Raw genomic sequence first — 20,522 nt, 5'->3', positions numbered from 1 at the left:
TTGGCGCATTAAGGAGAACCCCGTTTGCAACCGGGCGACTCATTGAAATCAGAGCGCCCATGACAAGGAGACGCGTGCCATGCTGAAAGGGTCACTTCCCGCCCTGGTTACGCCGTTCAAGAACGGCGCAGTTGATATGGATGCGCTCAAGAAACTTGTCGAATGGCACATCGCCGAAGGCTCGCATGGGCTGGTTCCCGTCGGCACGACCGGCGAAAGCCCCACGCTCAGCCATGAAGAACATGAGGCTGTGGTCGAGGCCGTGGTCAAGTTCACCGCTGGCCGCGTGCCGGTTGTGGCTGGTGCCGGGTCGAACAACACGGTTGAAGGCATTCGCCTGATCCAGCATGCCGAAAAGGTTGGGGCAGATGCTGCGCTGGTGGTCACCCCCTATTACAACAAGCCCACGCAAGCGGGCCTTTACGAACATTTCAAGGCGCTGCACGACTGCTGCACCCTGCCGATCGTGATTTACAATATTCCCGGCCGTTCCGTCGTCGACATGACGCCCGAAACGATGGGCAAACTGGCAAAGCTTCCGCGCATCATCGGTGTCAAGGACGCAACCGGCAAGATCGAGCGTGTCTCGATGCAGCGCGCTTCTTGCGGTGCCGACTTCGTCCAATTGTCGGGTGAAGATGCGACCGCGCTTGGCTTCAACGCCCATGGCGGCAAGGGCTGCATTTCGGTCACGGCCAACGTGGCTCCGCGCCTGTGTGCCGAGTTCCAAGAAGCGACGCTTTCTGGCGACTATGCAAAGGCGCTGGAATACCAAGACCGTCTGATGCCGCTGCACGAAGCGATCTTTATCGAGCCGGGTCTGGCTGGGGCGAAATACGGCCTCTCGCTTCTGGGTCGCTGCACCGAAGACGTCCGCTTGCCGCTGGTCGGGCTGACGGATGGCACCAAGGAAAAAATCCGCGCCGCGATGCGCCATGCCGGCATCCTGAACTGACGGACTTTTCCGTTTCGTACATTTAGCCGCCGGATCAACCAGATCCGGCGGCTTTTTCTTGAACTTTCACAATCTGGGCTCAAGACGAATGCGAAGCAATCTGGGCTATTGATGCGCCTTGGATTGACCGGATTTCGGCCCTTGACCTTGGCTCTGCCGCGCTGCCAGATGCCCGGCAAACAAAGATCGGTTCTTCGCATGCCCCTGAATGACAATCTTCGCGGCGCGGCCTTCATGACCGCCTCGATGGCGGGCTTTGCGGTCGAAGATATGTTTTTGAAGGCTGCGGCCAACAAGATGCCGCTTGGGCAGGTGATCCTGATTGTCGGCCTCAGCGGTATGGTGTTCTTCGGGTTGCTCTCCCTGCTTCGCAAAGAGCCGCCCCTGCCCCGCGCCTTCCTGCACCGGGCGCTGATCATCCGTTCGGGTTTCGAAATTGCTGGCCGCCTGTTCTATTCGCTGGCCATCGCCCTCACGCCCTTGTCCATTACTTCGGCAATCTTGCAGGCGACACCGCTTCTGGTCGTTGCCGCCGCCGCTGTCCTGTTTGGTGAAACCGTGGGTTGGCGACGCTGGTCGGCTGTCGCTGTCGGGTTTGTTGGCGTCCTTATCATACTACGACCGGGTCTAGACGGTTTTTCAACGCTGTCACTTTTGGCCCTTGCCGGTATGGTCGGTTTTGCCGGACGTGACCTTGCCACCCGTGCTGCGCCAAAGGTCTTGTCCAACCGCCAACTGGGTCTTGCCGGATTTGCCATGCTGGCCAGCGCCGGAGGCATCCTCTTGGCGTTTTCGGGCGGGGCACGCATGCCCGACCTTCAAGGATTAGGTCTGCTGACCGGAACAGCCATTTTCGCAATCATCGGCTATCACGCCCTGACCTCTGCGATGCGAACGGGCGAAGTCTCGTTCGTCACGCCATTCCGCTATACACGTCTGGTCTTTGCACTGATTCTTGCGGTGCTGGTCTTTGGGGAGCGTCCTGACCAATGGACGCTTTTTGGCTCGGCCCTTATCGTGGCTTCGGGCATCTATGCCTTGGCCCGCGCCAACCGCAAAGCCTAGGTTTTCTGCCGCCGAACCTCGTGTTGCCCAATCCGGACATGGCGCAGGGCCTCGACCATCAAGGCGGTCAGCAGACCAAAGTTCAGGAAACCATTGGCCCCGGCCATACCGGACAATATGCGCCATTCCTTGGGCAGGACGACGTCGCCAAATCCAAGCGTGGTGTATGACACTAGCGAGAAATAGACGGCTTCTTCCAGCGATTGAAGCGCCCCGACGGCCCGAAACACCAAAGCCCACATCCAGACGCCAGCGGTGATCACGCCCAGCACCCAGATCGAGACTCCGATCAAAAGCAGCACCAGTTTGGGCCGGTGTGGTTCCCGCATCAGCCACGGATTTGCCACGGTAAACAGCCATTCCAGAACCAGCGCCGAACTGGCCGCAATCACGATGGAAAGCAGCAAAAGCGACGAACCGATGACAAGCTGAAGGATCATTTCACTACCCTGATCTGGACTTGGCCGCTACTCTCACCTATCTCGGGGCAATCATGGCCACGAAATCTGACCCAAATTCAAAATTGATTGCCGAAAACCGCCGGGCGCGGTTCGATTACCATATCGAATCCGATCTTGAGGCGGGAATCGTCCTTCAAGGGTCCGAGGTCAAGTCGCTGCGTCAAGGTGGCGCGAATATTGGCGACAGCTATGCCTCGGTCGAAAAAGGCGAACTCTGGCTGATCAACGGATATATCGCGCCCTATGTGCAGGCCAAGACTTGGGGCCACGAAGAACGCCGCCATCGCAAACTCCTTGTTTCCAAACGCGAGTTGTCTCGGCTTTGGAATGCAACAGCGCGCGAAGGCATGACCATCGTCCCGATCAAGATGTATTTCAACGAACGCGGGATGGTGAAGATCAAACTGGGTATCGCCAAGGGCAAAAAGTTGGCCGACAAGCGTGAAACCAGCGCCAAGCGTGACTGGGATCGTGAAAAGAGCCGCCTGCTGAAGCAAAGCCTCCGCGACTGATCACTCTGCCCGGCGGCACTACCGGGAAGATCCGTGCAATTTTCCCCTTATTTCCTTGAGGATTTGGCTCAATGGTCGTGCCCTTGGGTGTGCCAATGCACCCGTCAAAGGGAAGATCAAATATGGAACTCATCATTCAACTGATCGCTGGGGCCATCGGCGGTAATGCGGCAGGCGCAGTCTTGAAGAACCAAAGCATGGGCCCCCTACTTAATTCGGTCGTGGGTATTCTGGGCGGCGGCCTCGGGGGCCAAATCCTTGGCATGCTGGGCGGCGCAGGGGCGGCCGATGCTGCCGCCGCAGCCGGCGGGCTTGATATTGCCTCGATCGTTTCCGCGCTCGCCTCGGGTGGTGTCGGCGGCGGTGCGCTCATGGCCATCATCGGTGCGATCAAACCGATGCTGACCAAGAAATAACAGACAAAATACATGTGTCGCAATCGGCCGCGCTCAGCAGGGTAAGGCCGATTGCGGCCTTGCTCTGCTGGGTCAGCCGATATATCCCGCACCTAACACGCGCGGAGGAGAATGGCCCATGACGAACCTCGTCGCACCGTCCCCCTTGGACGACCCTAAGACTCTCGTTTCGACCGGGTGGCTGGCTGCCCATATGAAGGATCCCGACCTGCGGATTCTGGATGCCAGCTGGTACCTGCCCGATGCCGGTCGCAATGCACGCGCCGAATATGAAGAAGCGCATATTCCCGGCGCCCGTTTCTTCGACATCGACGAAATCAGCGATCTGCGTTCGAACTTGCCCCATATGGCCCCGCCGACCGAAAAGTTCATGAGCAGGATGCGTGCCATGGGCGTTGGTGACGGCCATCAGGTTGTGGTCTATGACGGTGCGGGCCTGTTTTCGGCCGCCCGCGTCTGGTGGCTGTTCCGCCTGATGGGCAAGATGGATGTGGCCGTGCTGGACGGCGGTCTGCCGAAATGGAAGGCCGAGGGGCACGAGCTGGAAGACATGCCGCCGATCGTGCGTGATCGCCACATGACGGTCAGCCGCCAGAACCATCTGGTGAAGGATGTGACCCAAGTCGCCCATGCCGCAAAGCTGGCGCAGGCGGAAATTCTGGACGCCCGCGGCGCGCCGCGTTTCCGTGGCGAGGTGCCAGAACCGCGTCCCGGTTTGCGATCCGGCCATATTCCGGGGTCGAAAAACGTTCCGTTCTCAACCCTTCTGAATGCAGATGGCACGATGAAACCGGCGCCAGAATTGCTTCAGGTCTTTGCCGAGGCCGGTGTCGACCTCTCGAAACCCGCCATCACCTCATGCGGATCGGGCGTCACCGCTGCGATCATCAGCCTTGCCCTAGAACGGGTTGGGCATCGCAACCATTCGCTCTATGACGGCTCTTGGGCCGAATGGGGCATGTACGAAGACCTCGCGGTCGCCAAAGGATAAAGCCATGCTGGAAGTTCTGAACCCGCAGCCGCAGGACAAGATCCTGCAACTGATCGCCATGTATCGCGAAGACCCGCGCGAGGACAAAATCGACCTTGGCGTCGGCGTCTACAAGGACGCAACCGGCCTGACCCCGGTCATGCGCGCTGTCAAGGCGGCCGAGAAGCAGCTGTGGGAAACCGAAAAGACAAAGACCTATACCGGCTTGGCAGGGGAACCCGCCTATAACGCCGCCATGGTCGGCATGATCCTGGGCGCAGGCTACGGCGACCGTGCCGCCAGCGTCGCGACGCCCGGCGGCACAGGCGCCATTCGTCAGGCGCTTGAACTGATCAAGCTGGCCACGCCGGGCGCAACTGTCTGGCTTTCGGCGCCGACGTGGCCGAACCACCCTTCGATCATCAAATACCTCGGCATGAAAATGGCCGAGTACCGCTACTTTGACGCTGAAACCCGCGGCGTTGATTCTGCGGGTGTGATGGAAGATCTGGCCAAGGTCGCCAAGGGCGATGTCGTTCTGCTGCACGGCTGCTGCCACAACCCGACCGGCGCAAACCTGAATGCCAGCGAATGGAAGCAGGTGGTTGATCTCTTGGTGGCCAAAGGGGCCGTTCCGCTGGTCGACTTGGCCTATCAGGGCTTTGGCGACGGACTTGAGGCCGATGCCGCGGCAACTCGGCTGGTGGCAGAAAGCTTCCCCGAGGTGCTGATTGCGGCCTCTTGCTCAAAGAACTTTGGCATTTATCGCGAGCGGACGGGCATCCTGATCGCGCTGACGACAGCTGACCGCAAGGCCGTGGTGCAAGGCAATCTGAACTTCCTGAACCGTCAAAACTACAGCTTCCCGCCGGATCATGGCGCACGCCTTGTGACGATGATTCTGGAAGACGAGGCCCTTTGTGCGGATTGGAAGGCGGAACTTGAAGAGGTTCGCCTGAACATGCTGGGCCTTCGCAAGCAACTTGCCGATGAACTGCGCAAAGCCACGAATTCGGACCGTTTCGACTTCGTGGCCGATCACCGCGGCATGTTCAGCCGCCTGGGGCTAAGCGAAGAGCAGGTCGTCAAACTGCGCGAAGAACATGCGATCTACATGGTCGGCGACTCGCGCATCAATATCGCTGGTTTGAACAGCAAGACCGTACCGGTCCTTGCAGCCGCGATTGCGAAAGTCGCTGGCTGAACCGGGCACCGCCGGACTTTCTCGAAAGTCCGGCAAATTTTTTCGAAAAAATTTGGCCCGCACCGTTTGGTGCGGGCTGCTTCCTTTCCCACCGTCACGCTTAGGGCCGCGCCCTAGACCACGCGTTTGGCCTCGATCACTTGCCAGATACGTTCCGCCGTATTGGTCCCATCAAAGCGCTCCAACTCTTGTATCCCGGTCGGCGACGTCACGTTGATCTCTGTCAGCCAGTTGCCGATCACGTCGATCCCGACGAAAACCTGACCTTTCTCTTTCAGAACAGGTCCGATCCGGCGGCAAATCTCCAGATCCCGTTCGCTCAGCCCAATCTTCTCGGGACGCCCGCCAACATGCATGTTCGACCGCGTTTCCCCCGCTTGCGGGACACGGTTGATCGCACCGACTGGCTCGCCATCGACAAGGATCACGCGCTTGTCGCCCTTGGAGACATCGGGCAGGAACTTCTGCACGATCATCGGCTCCCGGCTCATACTGGTGAACAGCTCGTGCAGCGACGAAAGATTGCGGTCATTCGGGTCCAGCCGGAACACCCCTGCCCCGCCATTGCCGTAAAGCGGCTTCAGAATGATGTCTCCATGGCGTGCCTTGAACGCGCGAATGGTCTGCAGATCGCGGGCAATCGCTGTCGGCGGCGTCAAGTCCGGGAACCGAAGGACCAGCAGCTTTTCCGGGGAATTGCGAACCCAGAAAGGATCGTTCACCACAAGCGTCTTTGGATGGATCATCTCCAATAGATGCGTGGTGGTGATATATCCCATGTCGAAAGGTGGGTCTTGCCGCAGCCAGACCACATCGAAATCGGCAAGATCAACTTCGGTTTCCGGACCATAGGTCACATGATTTCCGACCTCGCGCCGCAATTCGATCGGCCAGCCTCGCGCCATTACCCGGCCTTCGACAAAGGCCAGCTTGTCTGGCGTATAGAAAAACAAGGAATGCCCGCGGGCCTGCGCTTCCAGCGCAATCCTGAAGCTGCTGTCGGCATTGATGTTGACCGACCCGATCGGGTCCATCTGCAAGGCTACTTTCAACGGCATCTGTCATTCTCCTGAACCGGCCCAAGCATTGGCCTATCAGGACAGAAGATGCAAACCCCTATGCCGCGAAAGCATTGTGCAGAATTTCGATACGTCCCGCGCCATCCACCAAGGCAAGATCAAAGCGGCACTCTGTATCCTGTCCCTTCGGCTCACCGGCCAAAAACTCCATCGCCGAGCGACAAATGCGCTGCATTTGCCCGCGCGAAAGGCTTTCCGCTGCCTGAGCATGGGTCGCACTATGTTTGACTTCGACAAATACGACCATGTCCCCTTGCCGGGCGATCAAGTCGATCTCACCAGACCTACCACGCCAGCGGCGGGCACAGACCAAATGTCCGCAATCGGAATAGGTGCGGGCAACAAGATCTTCGGCCACGCGCCCCGCATGATAGGACCGCAGCCCGCTCAACCCCGTCCCCGTTCCAAAGCCATTTGATAAACTTGGCGGCGCGGCAAACCATAAGCCTCTGCCACTGCCGCTGCTGCATCCTTGACCGACATCGTCTCCATAGCCTTGTCCAAAGCCACCTCAACCGTTTCTGCTGTCGCCTGACGTTCCGGGGCACGGTCGATCACCAGAACGATTTCGCCTTTCACCTCTCGGTCCTCCAGATCCGCAGCCAAGGCACCCAAGTCCCCGCGAGAGACTTCTTCAAATCTTTTCGTCAATTCCCTGCAAATCGCGGCTTGCCGATCTGATCCAAAATATTCGACCAAATCCCTGAACGTTTCCCTAACGCGTTTCGGCGATTCATAAAGAATAAGTGTCGCCTGAACCGAAGAGAGGTTTTCCAGAAAGCTTTTCCTTGCCCCAGACGCACTTGGAATGAACCCGGCAAACAGGAACCGATCCGACGGCAGGCCAGAGACAGTCAGCGCACAAATTGCCGCCGATGGCCCTGGGGCCGCGGTAATGGGCAGGCCCGCAGCGATCACAGCACGGGCCAGACCAAAGCCTGGATCAGACACCAGCGGCGTCCCCGCCTCAGACGCATAAGCCACAGACTTTCCCTCTTCCAAGGCGCGCATCAGACGCGGCAGTGCCTGCCCTTCATTATGCTCATGATAGGCCACCAAGGGCCGACCGCCCAAGGCGATGCCGTGTATCTCCATCAAGTGGCGCAAACTGCGCGTATCTTCGGCGGCCAAGACATCCGCGCCGGCCAAAAGATCCAGCGCACGCAAGGTGATATCCCGTGCAGCCCCGATCGGTGTGGACAGGAAATGCAGCCCCGGCGCAATGGCGCGCGCCTCGGACGCCATCTCGGCATAGCTGACGGGCAAAGGGTCGCCAGAGCTCATGGATATCGTGCCTCGCAAGTTTACTTCCACCCGCGTTGCCCGTAAGTTCGGGCAAGTGTGACCTGCACCGTTGGGAAGGGGAGTTTCCATGTTGTCGCTTTTGAGCCGTGCCCGCAAGTCGATGGGCCGAATTGCCGTCGCCGTAACCACTTTGGCACTGGCAGCCTGTCAGCCCACGGCCCCGTCGCGTGGCCCCTCGATCGACACCTCTGTTCCAGTGCCCGTGGCGCTGCTTGTTCCGGCAGGCTCTGGTCAGGCCAGTGACGAACTTCTTGCGCGGTCGCTGCAAAACGCGGCACGTCTGGCCATTTCTGACCTCGGCTCGATCAAGATCGACCTGCGCGTTTACAACACGGCAGGCCAAGCAGGGCAGGCCCAATCCATGGCCATCAAAGCCATCGACGAAGGCGCCAAGATCATCCTCGGCCCGGTTTTCGCTCAGGAAGCCAACGCCGCCGGTGTTGCCGCCGCGTCTCGTGGCGTGAATGTGCTGGCCTTCTCGAACAACCCCGACATTGCCGGGGGCAACGTCTTTATCCTTGGCCCCACATTCCAGAACACGGCCGCCCGCTTGGCAAGCTATGCCGTTCGGCAGGGCAAGTCGCGCATCATGATCGTGCATGACCAGAATCAGGCGGGCTTGATTGGCCGCACAGCCATCGAGCAGGGCGTAGCACGTTCCGGCGGGTCCGTCGTCGCGGTTGGCTCGTATGAATTCTCGCAAAATGGTGTGGTGCAAGCTGCCCCAAAAATCGCAGCCGCAGCCAAGGCCAATAATGCACAGGCCCTGTTCCTGACTGCCGATACAGCCGGAGCCCTGCCCTTGGTCAGCCAGCTTTTGGCCGATAGCGGCATGGGGCCCGCCGCCACCCAGTTCATCGGTCTGACGCGCTGGGATATTCCTGCTGCGACCCTTGCCCTTCCGGGTGTGCAGGGCGGATGGTTTGCGCTGCCCGACCCGAACCTCTACCAGCAATTCCAAAGCCGGTATCAAGCCGCATTTGGCGAGGCGCCGCATCCGATCTCGGGCCTGGCCTATGACGGCATTGCCGCCATCGGTGCCTTGGTCAAACAGGGAAAGTCCAATGCCTTGACGGGCTCGGCTCTCACCAATGGGGCAGGCTTTGTCGGCGTCAATGGCGTCTTCCGCCTTCGCGCCGATGGCCTGAATGATCGCGGCCTTGCCATTGCCCAGATCCGCAACAATCAGGTTGTGGTCATCGACCCGGCTCCGCGCAGCTTTGGTGGCGCTGGTTTCTGATACGGAAAGTTCTGACACAACATGGTCACAGCAACGGTCCTCGCGCCGCTTTCGGACCCGACAGACCTGATCCTGCCCGCGTCGTCCATCATCGACGCGGACAGAGTCTTGCGTGAAATCTCGCAAGAAATCGGGGACAAGACCGACCCGCGAGAGATCCGGACCATTACCGTGCAGCACCTCTCGGCCGCCCGCAACGCCGCCAATGCGGCTTTGCAACAGGCCTTCAGCGAACAACCGACGAACTCGCGCGCCCTTGTCAGCGCACAGTCCTACTTGACCGACGGTCTGGTGACCGCCTCTCTGGGCGTGGCCACCCGACACCTGCACCCCCTGCCCAATCCAACCGAATCCGAACGCATCTGCGTTCTCTCTGTGGGTGGCTATGGCCGTGCCGAAATGGCGCCCTCCTCGGATGTGGACCTGCTGTTCCTCACACCGTGGAAAACCACCCCTTGGGCAGAAAGTGTCGTTGAATCGATGCTCTACATCCTCTGGGATCTCAAGCTGAAGGTCGGACACTCCACCCGCACGGTGAAAGACTGCCTTCGCCTTGGCCGCGAAGACATCACGATCCGCACGGCCCTTCTGGAACATCGCTACATCGCTGGCCACAAACCTCTGGCTACGGAACTGGCCGACAAGCTTTGGTCCGAATTGTTCAAGAATACCGGCCCCGAATTCATCGAGGCAAAGCTTGCTGAACGGGCCGAACGGCACAAACGCCAAGGCGGTCAGCGCTACGTTCTGGAACCAAATGTGAAAGAAGGTAAGGGCGGTCTGCGCGACCTTCAGACGCTTTACTGGATCGGCAAATACCTCCACCGCGTCGGCGCAGCGCGTGAACTGGTGCAGGTTGGCCTGTTCCGCGCCGAGGAATATGAAACCTTCCGCCGCGCCGAGGATTTCCTTTGGGCCGTCCGCTGCCATCTGCATTACATCGCAGGCCGCGCGATGGACCAACTGACCTTCGATCTTCAGGTCGAGGTCGCGGCCCGCATGGGGTATCTTGATGCGGGGGGCAGGCGCGCTGTCGAAATCTTCATGCAGGATTACTTCCGCCATGCGACCCGTGTGGGTGAAGTCACCCGGATCTTCCTGACCGAACTCGAAGCCCGCCACGCCAAGCCCGAGGCAAGCCTTCTGGGCATCTTCAAACGCCGGAAACGGGTCAAGACCGGATATGAACTTGTCCAGGGTCGGATCAATGTGACCAACCCCAAGGACTTCTTGAAAGACAAGCTGAACCTGTTGCGCGTCTTTGAAGAAGCCCTCAGAACCGGCTATTTGCTGCACCCCAATGTCATGCGCCTGATCTCGGCCAATCTGCATTTGATTGACGACGAGATGCGCGACAGCCCCGAAGCCGTGCAGATCTTCCTCGACCTGCTTTTGAAACACGGAAACCCCGAACGTTCGCTGCGGCGGATGAACGAACTGGGCGTTTTGGGGGCCTTCATCCCCGAATTCGAAGCCATCGTCGCGATGATGCAATTCAACGTCTACCACCACTACACGGTGGACGAGCACATCATCCAATGCGTCTCGATCCTTGCCCAGATCGAACGCGGCGAATTGGTCGAAGAACTGCCCGTCGCCTCGGGCATCTTGAAAGAGGGCGTGAACCGCAAGGTCATCTACATCGCCACGCTGCTGCATGACATCGGCAAGGGTCGCCCGGAAGATCACTCGATCCTTGGGGCGCAAATGGCCCGCCGCATCGCACCCCGCCTTGGCCTGACCCCGGACGAGGTGGAAACCGTCGAATGGCTGGTGCGCTATCACCTCCTGATGTCCGACATGGCGCAAAAACGCGACATCGGCGATCCGCGCACCGTGCGCGACTTTGCCAAAGCGGTGAAAACCAAGAAGCGGCTCGACCTCCTGACCGTGCTGACCGTCTGTGACATCCGCGGCGTCGGCCCCGGCACATGGAACAACTGGAAGGCCATGCTCCTGCGCAAGCTCTATGGCCTGACGGCAGAGGCGCTGGAAAACGGGCTGGAAAACGTCAACCGCGACAAGCGCGAAAACGAGTCGAAAAAGGCCCTGCGCGAGGCGCTTTCCGATTGGCCTCCGGCCGATCTCCGGGCTGAACTCGCCCGCCATTACCCGCCCTATTGGCAAGGCCTCACGACCGAAACGCAGGCCGTCTTCGCCCGCCTGCTCAAAGGGCTGGGCGACCATGAAATCCGCATCGACCTGTTCCCCGAACCCGACCGCGACGCCACGCGCGCGGCCTTTGCGCTTGCAGATCACCCCGGCATCTTCTCGCGCCTCGCCGGCGCGCTGGCCTTGGTCGGCGCGAACGTCGTCGATGCCCGCACCTATACCTCGAAAGACGGCTACGCGACCGCCGTGTTCTGGGTGCAGGACGCCGACGGTCATCCCTATGACGAGGCCCGCCTGCCCCGCCTGCGGACCATGATCGAAAAGACGCTGAAAGGCGAAGTCGTCGCCCGCGAGGCGCTCAAAGACCGCGACAAGGTCAAGAAACGCGAACGCGAGTTCCGCTTCCCGACCCACATCACGCTGGATAACGAAGGCTCCGACATCTACACGATCGTCGAGGTCGACACCCGCGACCGCCCCGGCCTTCTTTATGATCTGACGCGCACCCTGGCCAATAACAACATCTACATCGCCTCGGCCGTGATCGCGACCTATGGCGCACAAGTCGTCGACACCTTCTATGTCAAGGACATGTTCGGCCTGAAACTTCACGCCAAGTCAAAGCAAGAGGCGCTGGAACGCAAACTCCGCCAGGCCATCATCGAAGGCGCGGAGCGCGCTGCAAAATGACCGACCCGGCATGAGCTCGCGCAGCCTGATCCGCAATGTGATCACCCTCGGCGGCTGGACATTGGTGTCTCGCGGCGCGGGCTTTGCGCGCGATGTGCTGATGGCCAATTACCTTGGCGCGGGGGCCGTGGCCGATGCGCTGCTTGTGGCACAATCCCTGCCCAACATGTTCCGCCGCTTCTTCGCCGAAGGCGCCTTCAACACCGCCTTCGTCCCGCTTTACTCCAAAAAGCTGGAAGCTGGCGAAGATGCGGGAAAGTTCGCCCAAGACGCCTTCAACCTGATGGCATGGTTTCTGCTGGCCTTCTCGATCCTCGGCACCCTCGCCATGCCCGCGCTGGTCTATGCGATGGCCGCAGGCTTTTCAGGCGATGCGCGCTTTGACCTCGCCGTCGCCTATGGCGAGATCGGCTTTTCCTACATCCTCTTCGTCAGCCTCGTCGCTCTGATCTCGGGCGTTCTGGTGACCAAGGGCCGCTTCACCGAGGCGGGCTTTGTGCCCGTCCTGATGAACCTCGCCTTCATCGCCGCCATGCTGCTGGCCAAAGAGTTCGGCTGGGACATGGGCCTGACCCTGGCCTGGACCCTTCCCCTGACCGGCCTTCTGCAATTCGGCTATACGTGGTTTTCGGCCCGCCGCTCAGGCCAAACCTTCCGCCTTGGGCTGCCCCGCTGGACCCCGGATCTGAAACGCCTCTTCGTGATCGCGGGCCCCGCCCTGCTGGCCGGAGGCGTGGTGCAAATCAACCTGATCGTCGGCAGACAAGTCGCCTCGCAAACCGAAGGCGCGGTGGCATGGCTCGCTTATGCTGACCGCCTTTACCAATTGCCCCTCGGTGTCGTAGGCATCGCCATCGGCACAGCCCTGCTCCCCGCCCTGTCGCGCGCCTTGCGCGCAGGCAACGCCGCCGAGGGCCAGTCGGCCTTCAACCGAGGCAGCGAATTCGCCCTTGCCCTGACCCTGCCTGCCGCCGTGGCGCTGGTGGTGATCGCCCTGCCCCTCTGCGAGGTACTCTATCAACGCGGCGCCTTCGGCCCCGATGACACGGCCAATACGGCCATCGCCCTTGCCATCTACGGCCTCGGACTGCCCGCCTTCGTGCTGCAAAAGGTGCTGCAACCGCTGTTCTACGCCCGCGAAGACACCCGCAGACCGTTCAATTACGCGCTTACCTCAATGGTGGTGAACGCCGCCCTCGCCATTGGTCTGATGCCCCTCCTTGGCTTCGCCGCCGCCGCCATCGCCACCACCGTCTCGGGCTGGATCATGGCCGCCCAACTTTGGCGCGGCAGCCGTGCCATCGGCCCCGAGGCCGCCTTTGATTCCCGGATGAAAGCTCGCCTCTGGCGCATTATCGCAGCCTCTCTGGCAATGGGCGTCGTGCTCTGGCTCGGGATGCTCGTGCTCGGCCCGATGCTGGGCGAACGCGGCCTTCGCGTCGCAGGCCTTGCCCTGCTGATCACGGCAGGCATCCTTTCCTATTTCGGCATAGGCGGCCTGATTGGCGCCTTCACAAAGGCCGACCTCAAGGCCGCCCTGCGCCGCAAGAAGAGCTGATCCCGCTTGCCCCTTTATCTTGGCAAAAATATCCCGGGGTGAGGGGGCCACAGGCCCCCGAGGGGCAGCGCCCCTCTTACGACGTCAAAAGAGAAAAAGCGGGGGCTTTGCCCCTCTTGGGCCTTTGGCCCAATTCACCCCAGGATATTTGAACCAAGATAAAGGGCCGAGGCCATTCTACGGGATTACCGCTGGCGAAGCTTTTCCATCACCCGCGCCCAGCCCCCGGGGCTGACAAGGAAGGACAGGAAAAAGCCCGTGACGAACCCCGCCACATCGGCCACCCATTCCCAGCCGCCGCCGAACAACAATCCAAAGACCAGCTGGACCCCTAGCAGGAAGCCGATCATGGTGAATGCACGATACTTGTTCGCGCCCACCGCCGCCAGATTGACCCAAAGCAGAAAGGTAAAGCCGCCGATCATGCCGTAAACAGCCGGATAGCCCCCGATCAAGGGTTGGCTCACACCGGGCAGGACAAGCGTGAAGACCAGCGCCCCCAGAATGGCCGAGCCAAAGAAAACGATCAGCACCGCCCACCAGCGAAACACCTCGCCGATCATCTTTCCCAAGGCCAAGAGGATCACGACGACAAAGACCGCATGCATGGTCGACAGATGAACAAAGGGGTAAGTGACCAGCCGCAGCATCCCCTCCGGGGCGTAGCTGCCGATCTCCCACAGATACCGCATGTAATCGGGCGAGAAGGCAAAGCGCTCGATCGCCTGAAGGCGCCAGCCAATCCCCTCCGGCCCGCCTACAAAACCGCCCCCTGCCAGCGAGACAACGAATTCCATCGCGATGATGGGCAAGGCGATGGCCCAGACAACCCACGGCAAGGGGTTCAACGGGGGCGCATTGTGATCCTGCATCTTGGCCTCATTGTTTTTGCGGGCTGCGATTGACGCCCCCTTTGCCTTCAATTACGCCACGGGGGCAGAAAATTCCAGATGGAGAGACCCATGACCGAGCCGGTCCAAACGCCTCAGTCTGCCTTCAAGCCGCGCATCTTCTCGGGCATCCAACCCTCGGGGGGGCTGACGCTGGGCAATTACCTCGGCGCACTGAAGCGCTTTGTCGAGAAGCAGGAGGAAGGGATCGAGACGATCTACTGCCTTGTCGACATGCATGCGATCACCGTCTGGCAGGATCCGGCCAAGCTGCGCCATGCCACGCGCGAAGGGGCCGCCGCCTTCATCGCCGCGGGGATCGACCCCGCCCGCTCGATCCTGTTCAACCAGTGCCAGGTTTCCGCCCATGCCGAATTGGGCTGGATCTTCAACTGCGTCGCCCGCATGGGCTGGATGAGCCGGATGACCCAGTTCAAGGACAAGGCCGGCAAGAACAGCGAGAATGTTTCGCTTGGCCTGTTTGCCTACCCCGCCCTGATGGCGGCTGATATCCTTGCCTATCACGCCACGATGGTGCCGGTGGGCGAAGATCAGAAACAGCATCTGGAACTGACCCGCGACATCGCGATCAAGTTCAACAACGACTATGGCGTCAACTTCTTCCCCGTGGTCGAGCCGATCATCGAAGGCGCGGCCACCCGCGTCATGTCCTTGCGCGACGGCACCAAGAAGATGTCGAAGTCTGACCCGTCAGACCAGTCGCGCATCAACTTTACCGATGATGCCGATGCCATCGCCGCAAAGATCCGCAAGGCCAAGACCGACCCGGAACCGCTGCCCGACAGCCTTGACGGGTTGAAGGACCGGCCCGAGGCAAAGAACCTCGTGAACATCTACGCGGCCCTTGCCAACACCACGACCGAGGCTGTCATCACCGAATTCGCGGGCGCCCAGTTTGGCACCTTCAAGCCGCGCCTTGCCGAACTGGCCGTCTCGGTCCTCTCGCCGATCACGACCGAGATGAACCGCCTGATGCAAGACCCGGCCGAGATCGACCGCATCCTTGGCGAAGGCGCCGACCGTGCCGAAGCAATCGCGCGCCCGATCGTCGATCAGGTCTACGAGATCACCGGCATGGTCCGTTCGCGCCGCTGATGCTGCGCCGCCTGACAAAGGGCATCCTGACGCTTGCCCTGCTGGCGTCAGGCTTCTTGACCCTGCAAGCGGGGTTGACCATCTGGGCCAATCCCGCGCTGCGCCCCCTGCGCGATGCGACAACAGCCGAAATCACCGCCAGCATCGACCGCCAACTTGCGCTGGTGGCCACGTCTGAGACGCTGGCAGCCCGTATCGAGGCACGGCTGTCTGAGACCCCGCGCAACTGGGTGGCACTGGACGCGCTTGCGGATTTGGCCAAGGACCGCGCCATCCCCCTTCCCGACGACCTGACCACCCAGATTACCGCCGCCCGCGAGGCCGATTTCAGCCCCGCCGCCCTTGCCGGCGACTGCGCCGATTGCGCCCTTGATATCGCCAAATGCACTCTCACCACGGCAATGGTCTGCAAGGTGCCGCTCCTGCTCACCCCCTTGGAAGACATTCGGGGCATTGCCCAAGCCGGGGTCGATTATGCAACGGGCAACCAGATCGACCAGATCGACCTTGGCCTGTCGATCGCTGGCCTCACCGCCACGGGCCTTGCGCTCACCTCAGGCGGCACCACCCTGCCGGTCAAAGCGGGCGCGACCACCGCAAAACTGGCGCGCGGCATGGACCTGATGTCGCCACGCCTGATCGACATGGCGGCAACCACCGCCCGCACCGGCATTGACTGGGCGGGCCTGCCCGCCGTGCGCTCCACCGACGATCTGGCCAAACTCCTGCGGGCCGACGCCATAGCGCCCCTGTCCAACACCCTGACCGACCTTGGCCGCGTGACCGAAACCCTTGGCCCATCGGCCACGCTGCACCTCTTGCCCTTGGTGGACGATGCCACCGATGCCGCCCGCCTCTCGCGCATGTCGTCGGCCCTTGGCCCGCGCACGGTGGCCGCCGCCGAACTCTTGGGCAAATCGCGCCTTTTCCGTGCCTCTCTGCGCGCCACTAATCTGGCCACCGAACTGCTCATAGGTCTTGGTGCCCTTGGGGCCAGCCTTGCCTCGGCCCTTGCATCGGCCCTTGGCGGCCGTGGCCTGCGCCATATCAGACACCGCCTCTGACCGTCACAAAACGGAATCAATCCTCCGCCAAAGTCAGGCCATCGACTCGGGCGGACACCTGTCCCCATTTGCCTTTCCCGGCATCCGCCCGTCTTCCCCCGGCCCGATATCCCCCTCGGTGCCGGGGGCTTTCTGCCCTTGCCCTTCCCTGCGCCGGCTGGTCTAGTCGCCGCAAATTGAAGACAGAAGGGAGGAGGCCATATGTCCTTCGGCACCAACATCCGCACTTGGTTTGACGGCAAATGGCACGACGGCGATGTGCCCGTCATGCGCGCCGCGGATCATGGCCTTTGGCAGGGATCGTCCGTTTTTGACGGCGCCCGCTATGCGCGCGGCCTTGCCCCCGACCTTTCGCTGCACTGCGCCCGCGTCAACCGCAGCGCCGAGGCGCTGATGATTACACCCACGATGGATGCGGGCGAAATCGAGGAAATCACCCGCGAGGGGCTGCGCGCCTATGGTCCCGATCAGGCGGTCTATATTCGCCCCATGTATTGGGCCATCGACGGCGGCGATCTAGGGGTGAACCCCAAACCCGGCTCTACCGGCTTTGCCATCTGCCTTGAACAGGTCGCCATGCCACCCGATGACTTCCAGACCACCGTCACCCGCACCCGGTTCCGCCGCCCGGTTTTGGAAGACAACGTCTGCAACGCCAAGGCCGGATGCCTTTATCCCAACAACGCCCGTATGCTGGTCGAGGCGCGGCAAAAGGGATTTGGCAACGCGCTTGCGGCGGATGCGATGGGCAATCTGGCCGAAAGCGCCACGGCCAACGTGTTCTTGGTCAAGGACGGCACCGTATTCACGCCCATTCCCAACGGCACCTTCCTTGCCGGGATCACCCGCGCCCGCCACATTGCCAACCTGAGGGCCGATGGGGTCGAGGTGATCGAAACCGTTCTGTCCTTCGACGATGCCCGCAATGCCGATGAAATCTTTCTTTCTGGCAACTTCGCCAAGGTCACTTCTGTCCGCGCTTTCGACGATGTCGAATACAAGACCCGTGAAATGACCGAACGCGCGCGCCGCCTTTATTGGGAATGGGCCGCCTCGCAGGGCTAAGACTGGACAAGTCGCCAAAGCCTCGCTCAATATGCGCCTCGCAGGGGAGACAGAAACATGCGGAAATTCCTCGTCGTGCTGGATGACAGCCGCGAATGCCTGAACGCCATGCGCTTTGCCGCCTTGCGCGCGGCCCATACCGGGGCCGGCGTGACCATTCTGTCGGTCATTCCACCCGAAGAGTTTCAGCACTGGATCGGCGTGGCCGATCTGATGCGCGCCGAAGCCCGCGAACGGATCGAGGCGCATTTCGAAGTCTTTGCGAAATGGATGCGTGACAAGCAGGGGGTCAACCCCGACCTCGTGATCCGCGAAGGTGACCCGGTGACCGAGATTTTGTCACTGGTCAAGGACGACCCGGAAATCGGCGTGCTGGTCTTGGGTGCGGGAACCGACAAATCCGGCCCCGGCCCGCTGGTCACGCAGATGTCGAAAAACTCGGGCAACCTGCCAGTTCCCCTGACGATCGTTCCCGGCGATATGTCGAAAGAACGGCTGGAAAGCATCACCTGACCCCGTTGTCATGCGTGGGGCAGGTTGTGCCCACGGATGTAACACGGAAAAACCACGGCTATACCACGGCATGCACACGCCGCATTTCGCGGAACCCAGAACAGGCAGACTGCAAAGTGACCGACAAGATCAAACCGCAGCGCAAGACAGGCGTCGCCCATTTCTTCGCTGCGGCCAGCTATTCTTTCATGGGCTTTCAGCGCCTGCTGCAAGAGTCGGCCTTTCGCCAAGAGACCTTTGCCGCCCTTGCAGGCCTGATCGCTCTGCCGCTTTTGGGTGTCGAACTGCCGCGCGTTCTGGGCTTCCTGATCCTGATGCTGATGCTGATGGCGGTCGAGGCTCTGAACACCGCGCTGGAAGAAATCGTCGACCACCTTTCGCCGGAATGGTCTCAGTTTGCAAAGAATGCCAAAGACTTAGGCTCTTTCGCGGTGGCCTGCCTGATCGGCGCAAACGCGCTTTACCTGCTTTGGGCCCTGTTTCTCTGACCCTTTAGAACGGTTCCAAACTTGACTTGGCAAGGCCAAGGGCGCATATCCGAGTGGAACTGTCGGAGATAGCCATGTTCATCCAGACCGAGTCCACCCCGAACCCAGCCACGCTGAAATTCCTGCCGGGTCAAACCGTGCTTGAAATCGGCACCGCCGATTTTCCCAGTGCCGAAGCCGCTGCCAAATCGCCTTTGGCCAGCCGTATCTTCGCGACAGGAAACGTCACAGGCGTCTTTTTCGGCACCGATTTCGTCACCGTGACCAAATCTGAATCGGTTGATTGGCAACACATCAAACCGGCCATCCTCGGCGCCATCATGGAGCACTACCAGTCCGGCGCGCCGGTCATGGAAGGTGAGGCGAAAGCCGCGGGCGGACATGCGGAACATTCCGGCGAAGATGCTGAAATTGTTAAGCAAATAAAAGAGTTGCTAGATACTCGCGTGCGACCAGCCGTGGCTCAGGATGGTGGCGACATCACCTTCCACGGCTTTGATCGTGGCGTCGTTTACCTACACATGCAGGGGGCTTGCGCTGGCTGCCCCTCTTCGACACTGACCTTGAAAATGGGCATCGAAAACCTGCTGCGCCACTATATTCCAGAAGTGACCGAGGTTCGTCCCGTTGCCGCCTAAGACGGTTCTGGCTTTCGACACATCGGCGGCGCATTGCGCCGCCGCTTTGCTTTTACCTGACGGCAAGTGCCTGACCCGTAACGAAGAAATGGCAAAAGGGCAGGCCGAACGGTTGATGCCTTTGTTGCAGGAATTGCTGGATGAGGCCGGGATCAAGTGGGCTGATCTTGATCTGATCGGCGTCGGAACTGGCCCCGGAAACTTTACCGGAGTCCGGATTTCTGTCGCCGCGGCCCGTGGTTTGGCTTTGGGTCTGTCGATACCCGCAATTGGCGTCACCACTTTTCAGGCACTCGCCTTTGGCCAAGCAAGACCGACGCTGATTGCCCAAGATGCGCGACGCGGGATGGCCTATGTGCAGGCGTTCACCCCGGACACCGCGGCAGAATTGCTGCAATCCGGCGATCTGCCGACCGGATTTTCCGCACCAGAAGGAACACAAGTCATTGGCGAACTTGCAGAACTTTACGCAAGCCAGCATGGGCTAACCGTGGCTGGTCCGCGCCATCCCTTGGCCGAAGCAATCGCAAGAGTGGCCCTGACCAAGGCGGACCACCCGCAAGAAAGGCCTGCCCCATTCTACATGCGCGGTGCCGACGCCGCCCCCCCATCTGATCCGCCCCCGGTCATTCTTGATGCCTGACACCGCCGAATTCGCGCGCCTTCACGCAGCCAGTTTCACAACCCCGCGCCCTTGGTCAGAGGCGGAGATCGTCAGCCTGCTTTCCAGCCCTCTGGTGTTCGTTTGCGCCGAATCGGGTGGATTTCTGATGGGGCGGGTGATTGCGGGCGAAGCCGAGTTGCTGACCCTTGCCGTGGACCCATTGGAACGGCGCAAGGGAATCGGGCGGAGGCTGGTCGCAGCCTTCCTGGAACAAGCCGCTAAGCGGAATGCAGAACAGGCCCTTCTTGAGGTCGCTGCTACAAATAGCGCGGCAATTGACCTTTATCTGTCTGCTGGATTCGCACCCACAGGATTGCGCAAAGCCTATTATTCAGACCCAAACGGCACCGCGATTGATGCCAAAATCATGGCACGCCCCATCTGACGCAGGGTCAGCCACCGGAAAGGGGCTGATTTTTTGATCGAAGGGTCAAATCAGACGCAGCGTCCCGCAAATGCCCCTTGACCCTTTGCATCTGTCCTGACCTAAATTGACGATGATCCCTGTCACGCCTGG

General features: G+C 60.7%; 22 protein-coding genes. 17 read left to right on the top strand and 5 right to left on the bottom strand.

All coding sequences use genetic code 11. The features are described 5' to 3' along the window. Nucleotides 1-79: 79 nt before the first annotated feature. Both dapA and ACSBLW_RS16680 read left to right on the top strand, forming a co-directional pair. Nucleotides 80-955 (top strand): 4-hydroxy-tetrahydrodipicolinate synthase, encoded by an 876-nt coding sequence (gene dapA / locus ACSBLW_RS16685; RefSeq protein WP_435257723.1) that lies wholly within the window; start codon nt 80-82, stop codon nt 953-955. Between the two features lie 198 nt (nt 956-1,153). Continuing rightward, a complete protein-coding gene (locus ACSBLW_RS16680) occupies nt 1,154-2,020 on the top strand; it encodes a DMT family transporter (protein ID WP_435260144.1) in 867 nt (288 codons plus the stop codon). On the opposite strand, the gene ACSBLW_RS16675 is transcribed toward ACSBLW_RS16680, so the two are convergent. After that, nucleotides 2,017-2,460, bottom strand: a complete 444-nt coding sequence (locus tag ACSBLW_RS16675) for an ion channel (protein WP_435257722.1) — start codon at nt 2,458-2,460, stop codon at nt 2,017-2,019. The genes ACSBLW_RS16680 and ACSBLW_RS16675 overlap by 4 nt on opposite strands. Before the next feature lie 53 nt (nt 2,461-2,513). Here ACSBLW_RS16675 and smpB point away from each other — a divergent pair, with 53 nt between their 5' ends. The 4 genes from smpB to ACSBLW_RS16655 all read left to right on the top strand — a co-directional run bounded on the left by smpB (nt 2,514) and on the right by ACSBLW_RS16655 (nt 5,583). Continuing rightward, entirely contained in the window at nt 2,514-2,993 is a 480-nt protein-coding gene (gene smpB, locus ACSBLW_RS16670; protein ID WP_435257721.1) for an SsrA-binding protein SmpB, read from the top strand. Nucleotides 2,994-3,115: 122 nt separating this feature from the next. Further along, nucleotides 3,116-3,409: a hypothetical protein gene (locus tag ACSBLW_RS16665; RefSeq protein WP_435257720.1), complete on the top strand. Its 294-nt coding sequence runs from the start codon at nt 3,116-3,118 to the stop codon at nt 3,407-3,409. A gap of 118 nt (nt 3,410-3,527) precedes the next feature. Beyond that, nucleotides 3,528-4,400 carry a 3-mercaptopyruvate sulfurtransferase gene (gene sseA, locus ACSBLW_RS16660; protein ID WP_435257719.1) on the top strand — a complete coding sequence of 291 codons (873 nt, stop codon included), beginning with the start codon at nt 3,528-3,530 and terminating at the stop codon, nt 4,398-4,400. 4 nt (nt 4,401-4,404) lie between these two features. Then, nucleotides 4,405-5,583 (top strand): aromatic amino acid transaminase, encoded by a 1,179-nt coding sequence (locus tag ACSBLW_RS16655; RefSeq protein ID WP_435257718.1) that lies wholly within the window; start codon nt 4,405-4,407, stop codon nt 5,581-5,583. 113 nt (nt 5,584-5,696) lie between these two features. On the opposite strand, the gene gshB is transcribed toward ACSBLW_RS16655, so the two are convergent. The 3 genes from gshB to rsmI are packed head-to-tail and all read right to left on the bottom strand — an operon-like array spanning nt 5,697 to nt 7,946. Continuing rightward, nucleotides 5,697-6,641: a glutathione synthase gene (gene gshB / locus ACSBLW_RS16650; protein ID WP_435257717.1), complete on the bottom strand. Its 945-nt coding sequence runs from the start codon at nt 6,639-6,641 to the stop codon at nt 5,697-5,699. A gap of 58 nt (nt 6,642-6,699) precedes the next feature. After that, nucleotides 6,700-7,053: a YraN family protein gene (locus ACSBLW_RS16645; RefSeq protein ID WP_435257716.1), complete on the bottom strand. Its 354-nt coding sequence runs from the start codon at nt 7,051-7,053 to the stop codon at nt 6,700-6,702. After that, nucleotides 7,050-7,946, bottom strand: a complete 897-nt coding sequence (gene rsmI / locus ACSBLW_RS16640) for a 16S rRNA (cytidine(1402)-2'-O)-methyltransferase (protein ID WP_435257715.1) — start codon at nt 7,944-7,946, stop codon at nt 7,050-7,052. The genes ACSBLW_RS16645 and rsmI overlap by 4 nt, the downstream gene beginning before the upstream one ends. A gap of 88 nt (nt 7,947-8,034) precedes the next feature. Between rsmI and ACSBLW_RS16635 the strand changes: the two genes are divergently transcribed. From ACSBLW_RS16635 to murJ, 3 genes are read left to right on the top strand one after another with little or no spacing between them, the layout of a single operon-like run. Then, nucleotides 8,035-9,207 carry a penicillin-binding protein activator gene (locus ACSBLW_RS16635; protein ID WP_435257714.1) on the top strand — a complete coding sequence of 391 codons (1,173 nt, stop codon included), beginning with the start codon at nt 8,035-8,037 and terminating at the stop codon, nt 9,205-9,207. A gap of 21 nt (nt 9,208-9,228) precedes the next feature. Further along, the gene (locus ACSBLW_RS16630) at nt 9,229-12,009 is read left to right on the top strand and encodes a [protein-PII] uridylyltransferase (protein WP_435257713.1); all 2,781 of its coding nucleotides are present in this window, start codon (nt 9,229-9,231) and stop codon (nt 12,007-12,009) included. A gap of 10 nt (nt 12,010-12,019) precedes the next feature. Next, complete coding sequence (murJ, locus tag ACSBLW_RS16625; RefSeq protein WP_435257712.1) at nt 12,020-13,567, top strand: murein biosynthesis integral membrane protein MurJ; 1,548 nt, start codon at nt 12,020-12,022, stop codon at nt 13,565-13,567. Between the two features lie 185 nt (nt 13,568-13,752). On the opposite strand, the gene ACSBLW_RS16620 is transcribed toward murJ, so the two are convergent. Next, nucleotides 13,753-14,439 carry a rhomboid family intramembrane serine protease gene (locus ACSBLW_RS16620; protein WP_435257711.1) on the bottom strand — a complete coding sequence of 229 codons (687 nt, stop codon included), beginning with the start codon at nt 14,437-14,439 and terminating at the stop codon, nt 13,753-13,755. A 90-nt stretch (nt 14,440-14,529) separates the two neighbouring features. Between ACSBLW_RS16620 and trpS the strand changes: the two genes are divergently transcribed. The 8 genes from trpS to ACSBLW_RS16580 all read left to right on the top strand — a co-directional run bounded on the left by trpS (nt 14,530) and on the right by ACSBLW_RS16580 (nt 20,390). Beyond that, complete coding sequence (gene trpS / locus ACSBLW_RS16615; protein WP_435257710.1) at nt 14,530-15,573, top strand: tryptophan--tRNA ligase; 1,044 nt, start codon at nt 14,530-14,532, stop codon at nt 15,571-15,573. Beyond that, complete coding sequence (locus tag ACSBLW_RS16610; protein ID WP_435257709.1) at nt 15,573-16,637, top strand: hypothetical protein; 1,065 nt, start codon at nt 15,573-15,575, stop codon at nt 16,635-16,637. Before trpS ends, ACSBLW_RS16610 begins: the two co-directional genes overlap by 1 nt. A gap of 201 nt (nt 16,638-16,838) precedes the next feature. Further along, nucleotides 16,839-17,702, top strand: coding sequence for a branched-chain amino acid aminotransferase (locus ACSBLW_RS16605; protein ID WP_435257708.1), 864 nt, complete (start codon nt 16,839-16,841; stop codon nt 17,700-17,702). Between the two features lie 57 nt (nt 17,703-17,759). Continuing rightward, nucleotides 17,760-18,215 carry a universal stress protein gene (locus tag ACSBLW_RS16600; protein ID WP_435257707.1) on the top strand — a complete coding sequence of 152 codons (456 nt, stop codon included), beginning with the start codon at nt 17,760-17,762 and terminating at the stop codon, nt 18,213-18,215. A gap of 116 nt (nt 18,216-18,331) precedes the next feature. Beyond that, nucleotides 18,332-18,703 (top strand): diacylglycerol kinase, encoded by a 372-nt coding sequence (locus tag ACSBLW_RS16595; protein WP_435257706.1) that lies wholly within the window; start codon nt 18,332-18,334, stop codon nt 18,701-18,703. 74 nt (nt 18,704-18,777) lie between these two features. After that, nucleotides 18,778-19,341 (top strand): NifU family protein, encoded by a 564-nt coding sequence (locus tag ACSBLW_RS16590; protein ID WP_435257705.1) that lies wholly within the window; start codon nt 18,778-18,780, stop codon nt 19,339-19,341. After that, nucleotides 19,331-19,984, top strand: a complete 654-nt coding sequence (gene tsaB, locus ACSBLW_RS16585; RefSeq protein ID WP_435257704.1) for a tRNA (adenosine(37)-N6)-threonylcarbamoyltransferase complex dimerization subunit type 1 TsaB — start codon at nt 19,331-19,333, stop codon at nt 19,982-19,984. Before ACSBLW_RS16590 ends, tsaB begins: the two co-directional genes overlap by 11 nt. Continuing rightward, on the top strand, nt 19,977-20,390 hold the full coding sequence (locus ACSBLW_RS16580) for a GNAT family N-acetyltransferase (RefSeq protein WP_435257703.1): 414 nt from the start codon (nt 19,977-19,979) through the stop codon (nt 20,388-20,390). The genes tsaB and ACSBLW_RS16580 overlap by 8 nt, the downstream gene beginning before the upstream one ends. The last annotated feature ends 132 nt before the right edge of the window (nt 20,391-20,522 follow it).

It is taken from the genome of Thioclava sp. FR2 (assembly GCF_051200875.1).
GTDB lineage: Bacteria > Pseudomonadota > Alphaproteobacteria > Rhodobacterales > Rhodobacteraceae > Pseudotabrizicola.
Note: the sequence above shows the minus strand (reverse complement) of the source record. Positions and strands in the feature narration are given on the sequence as shown.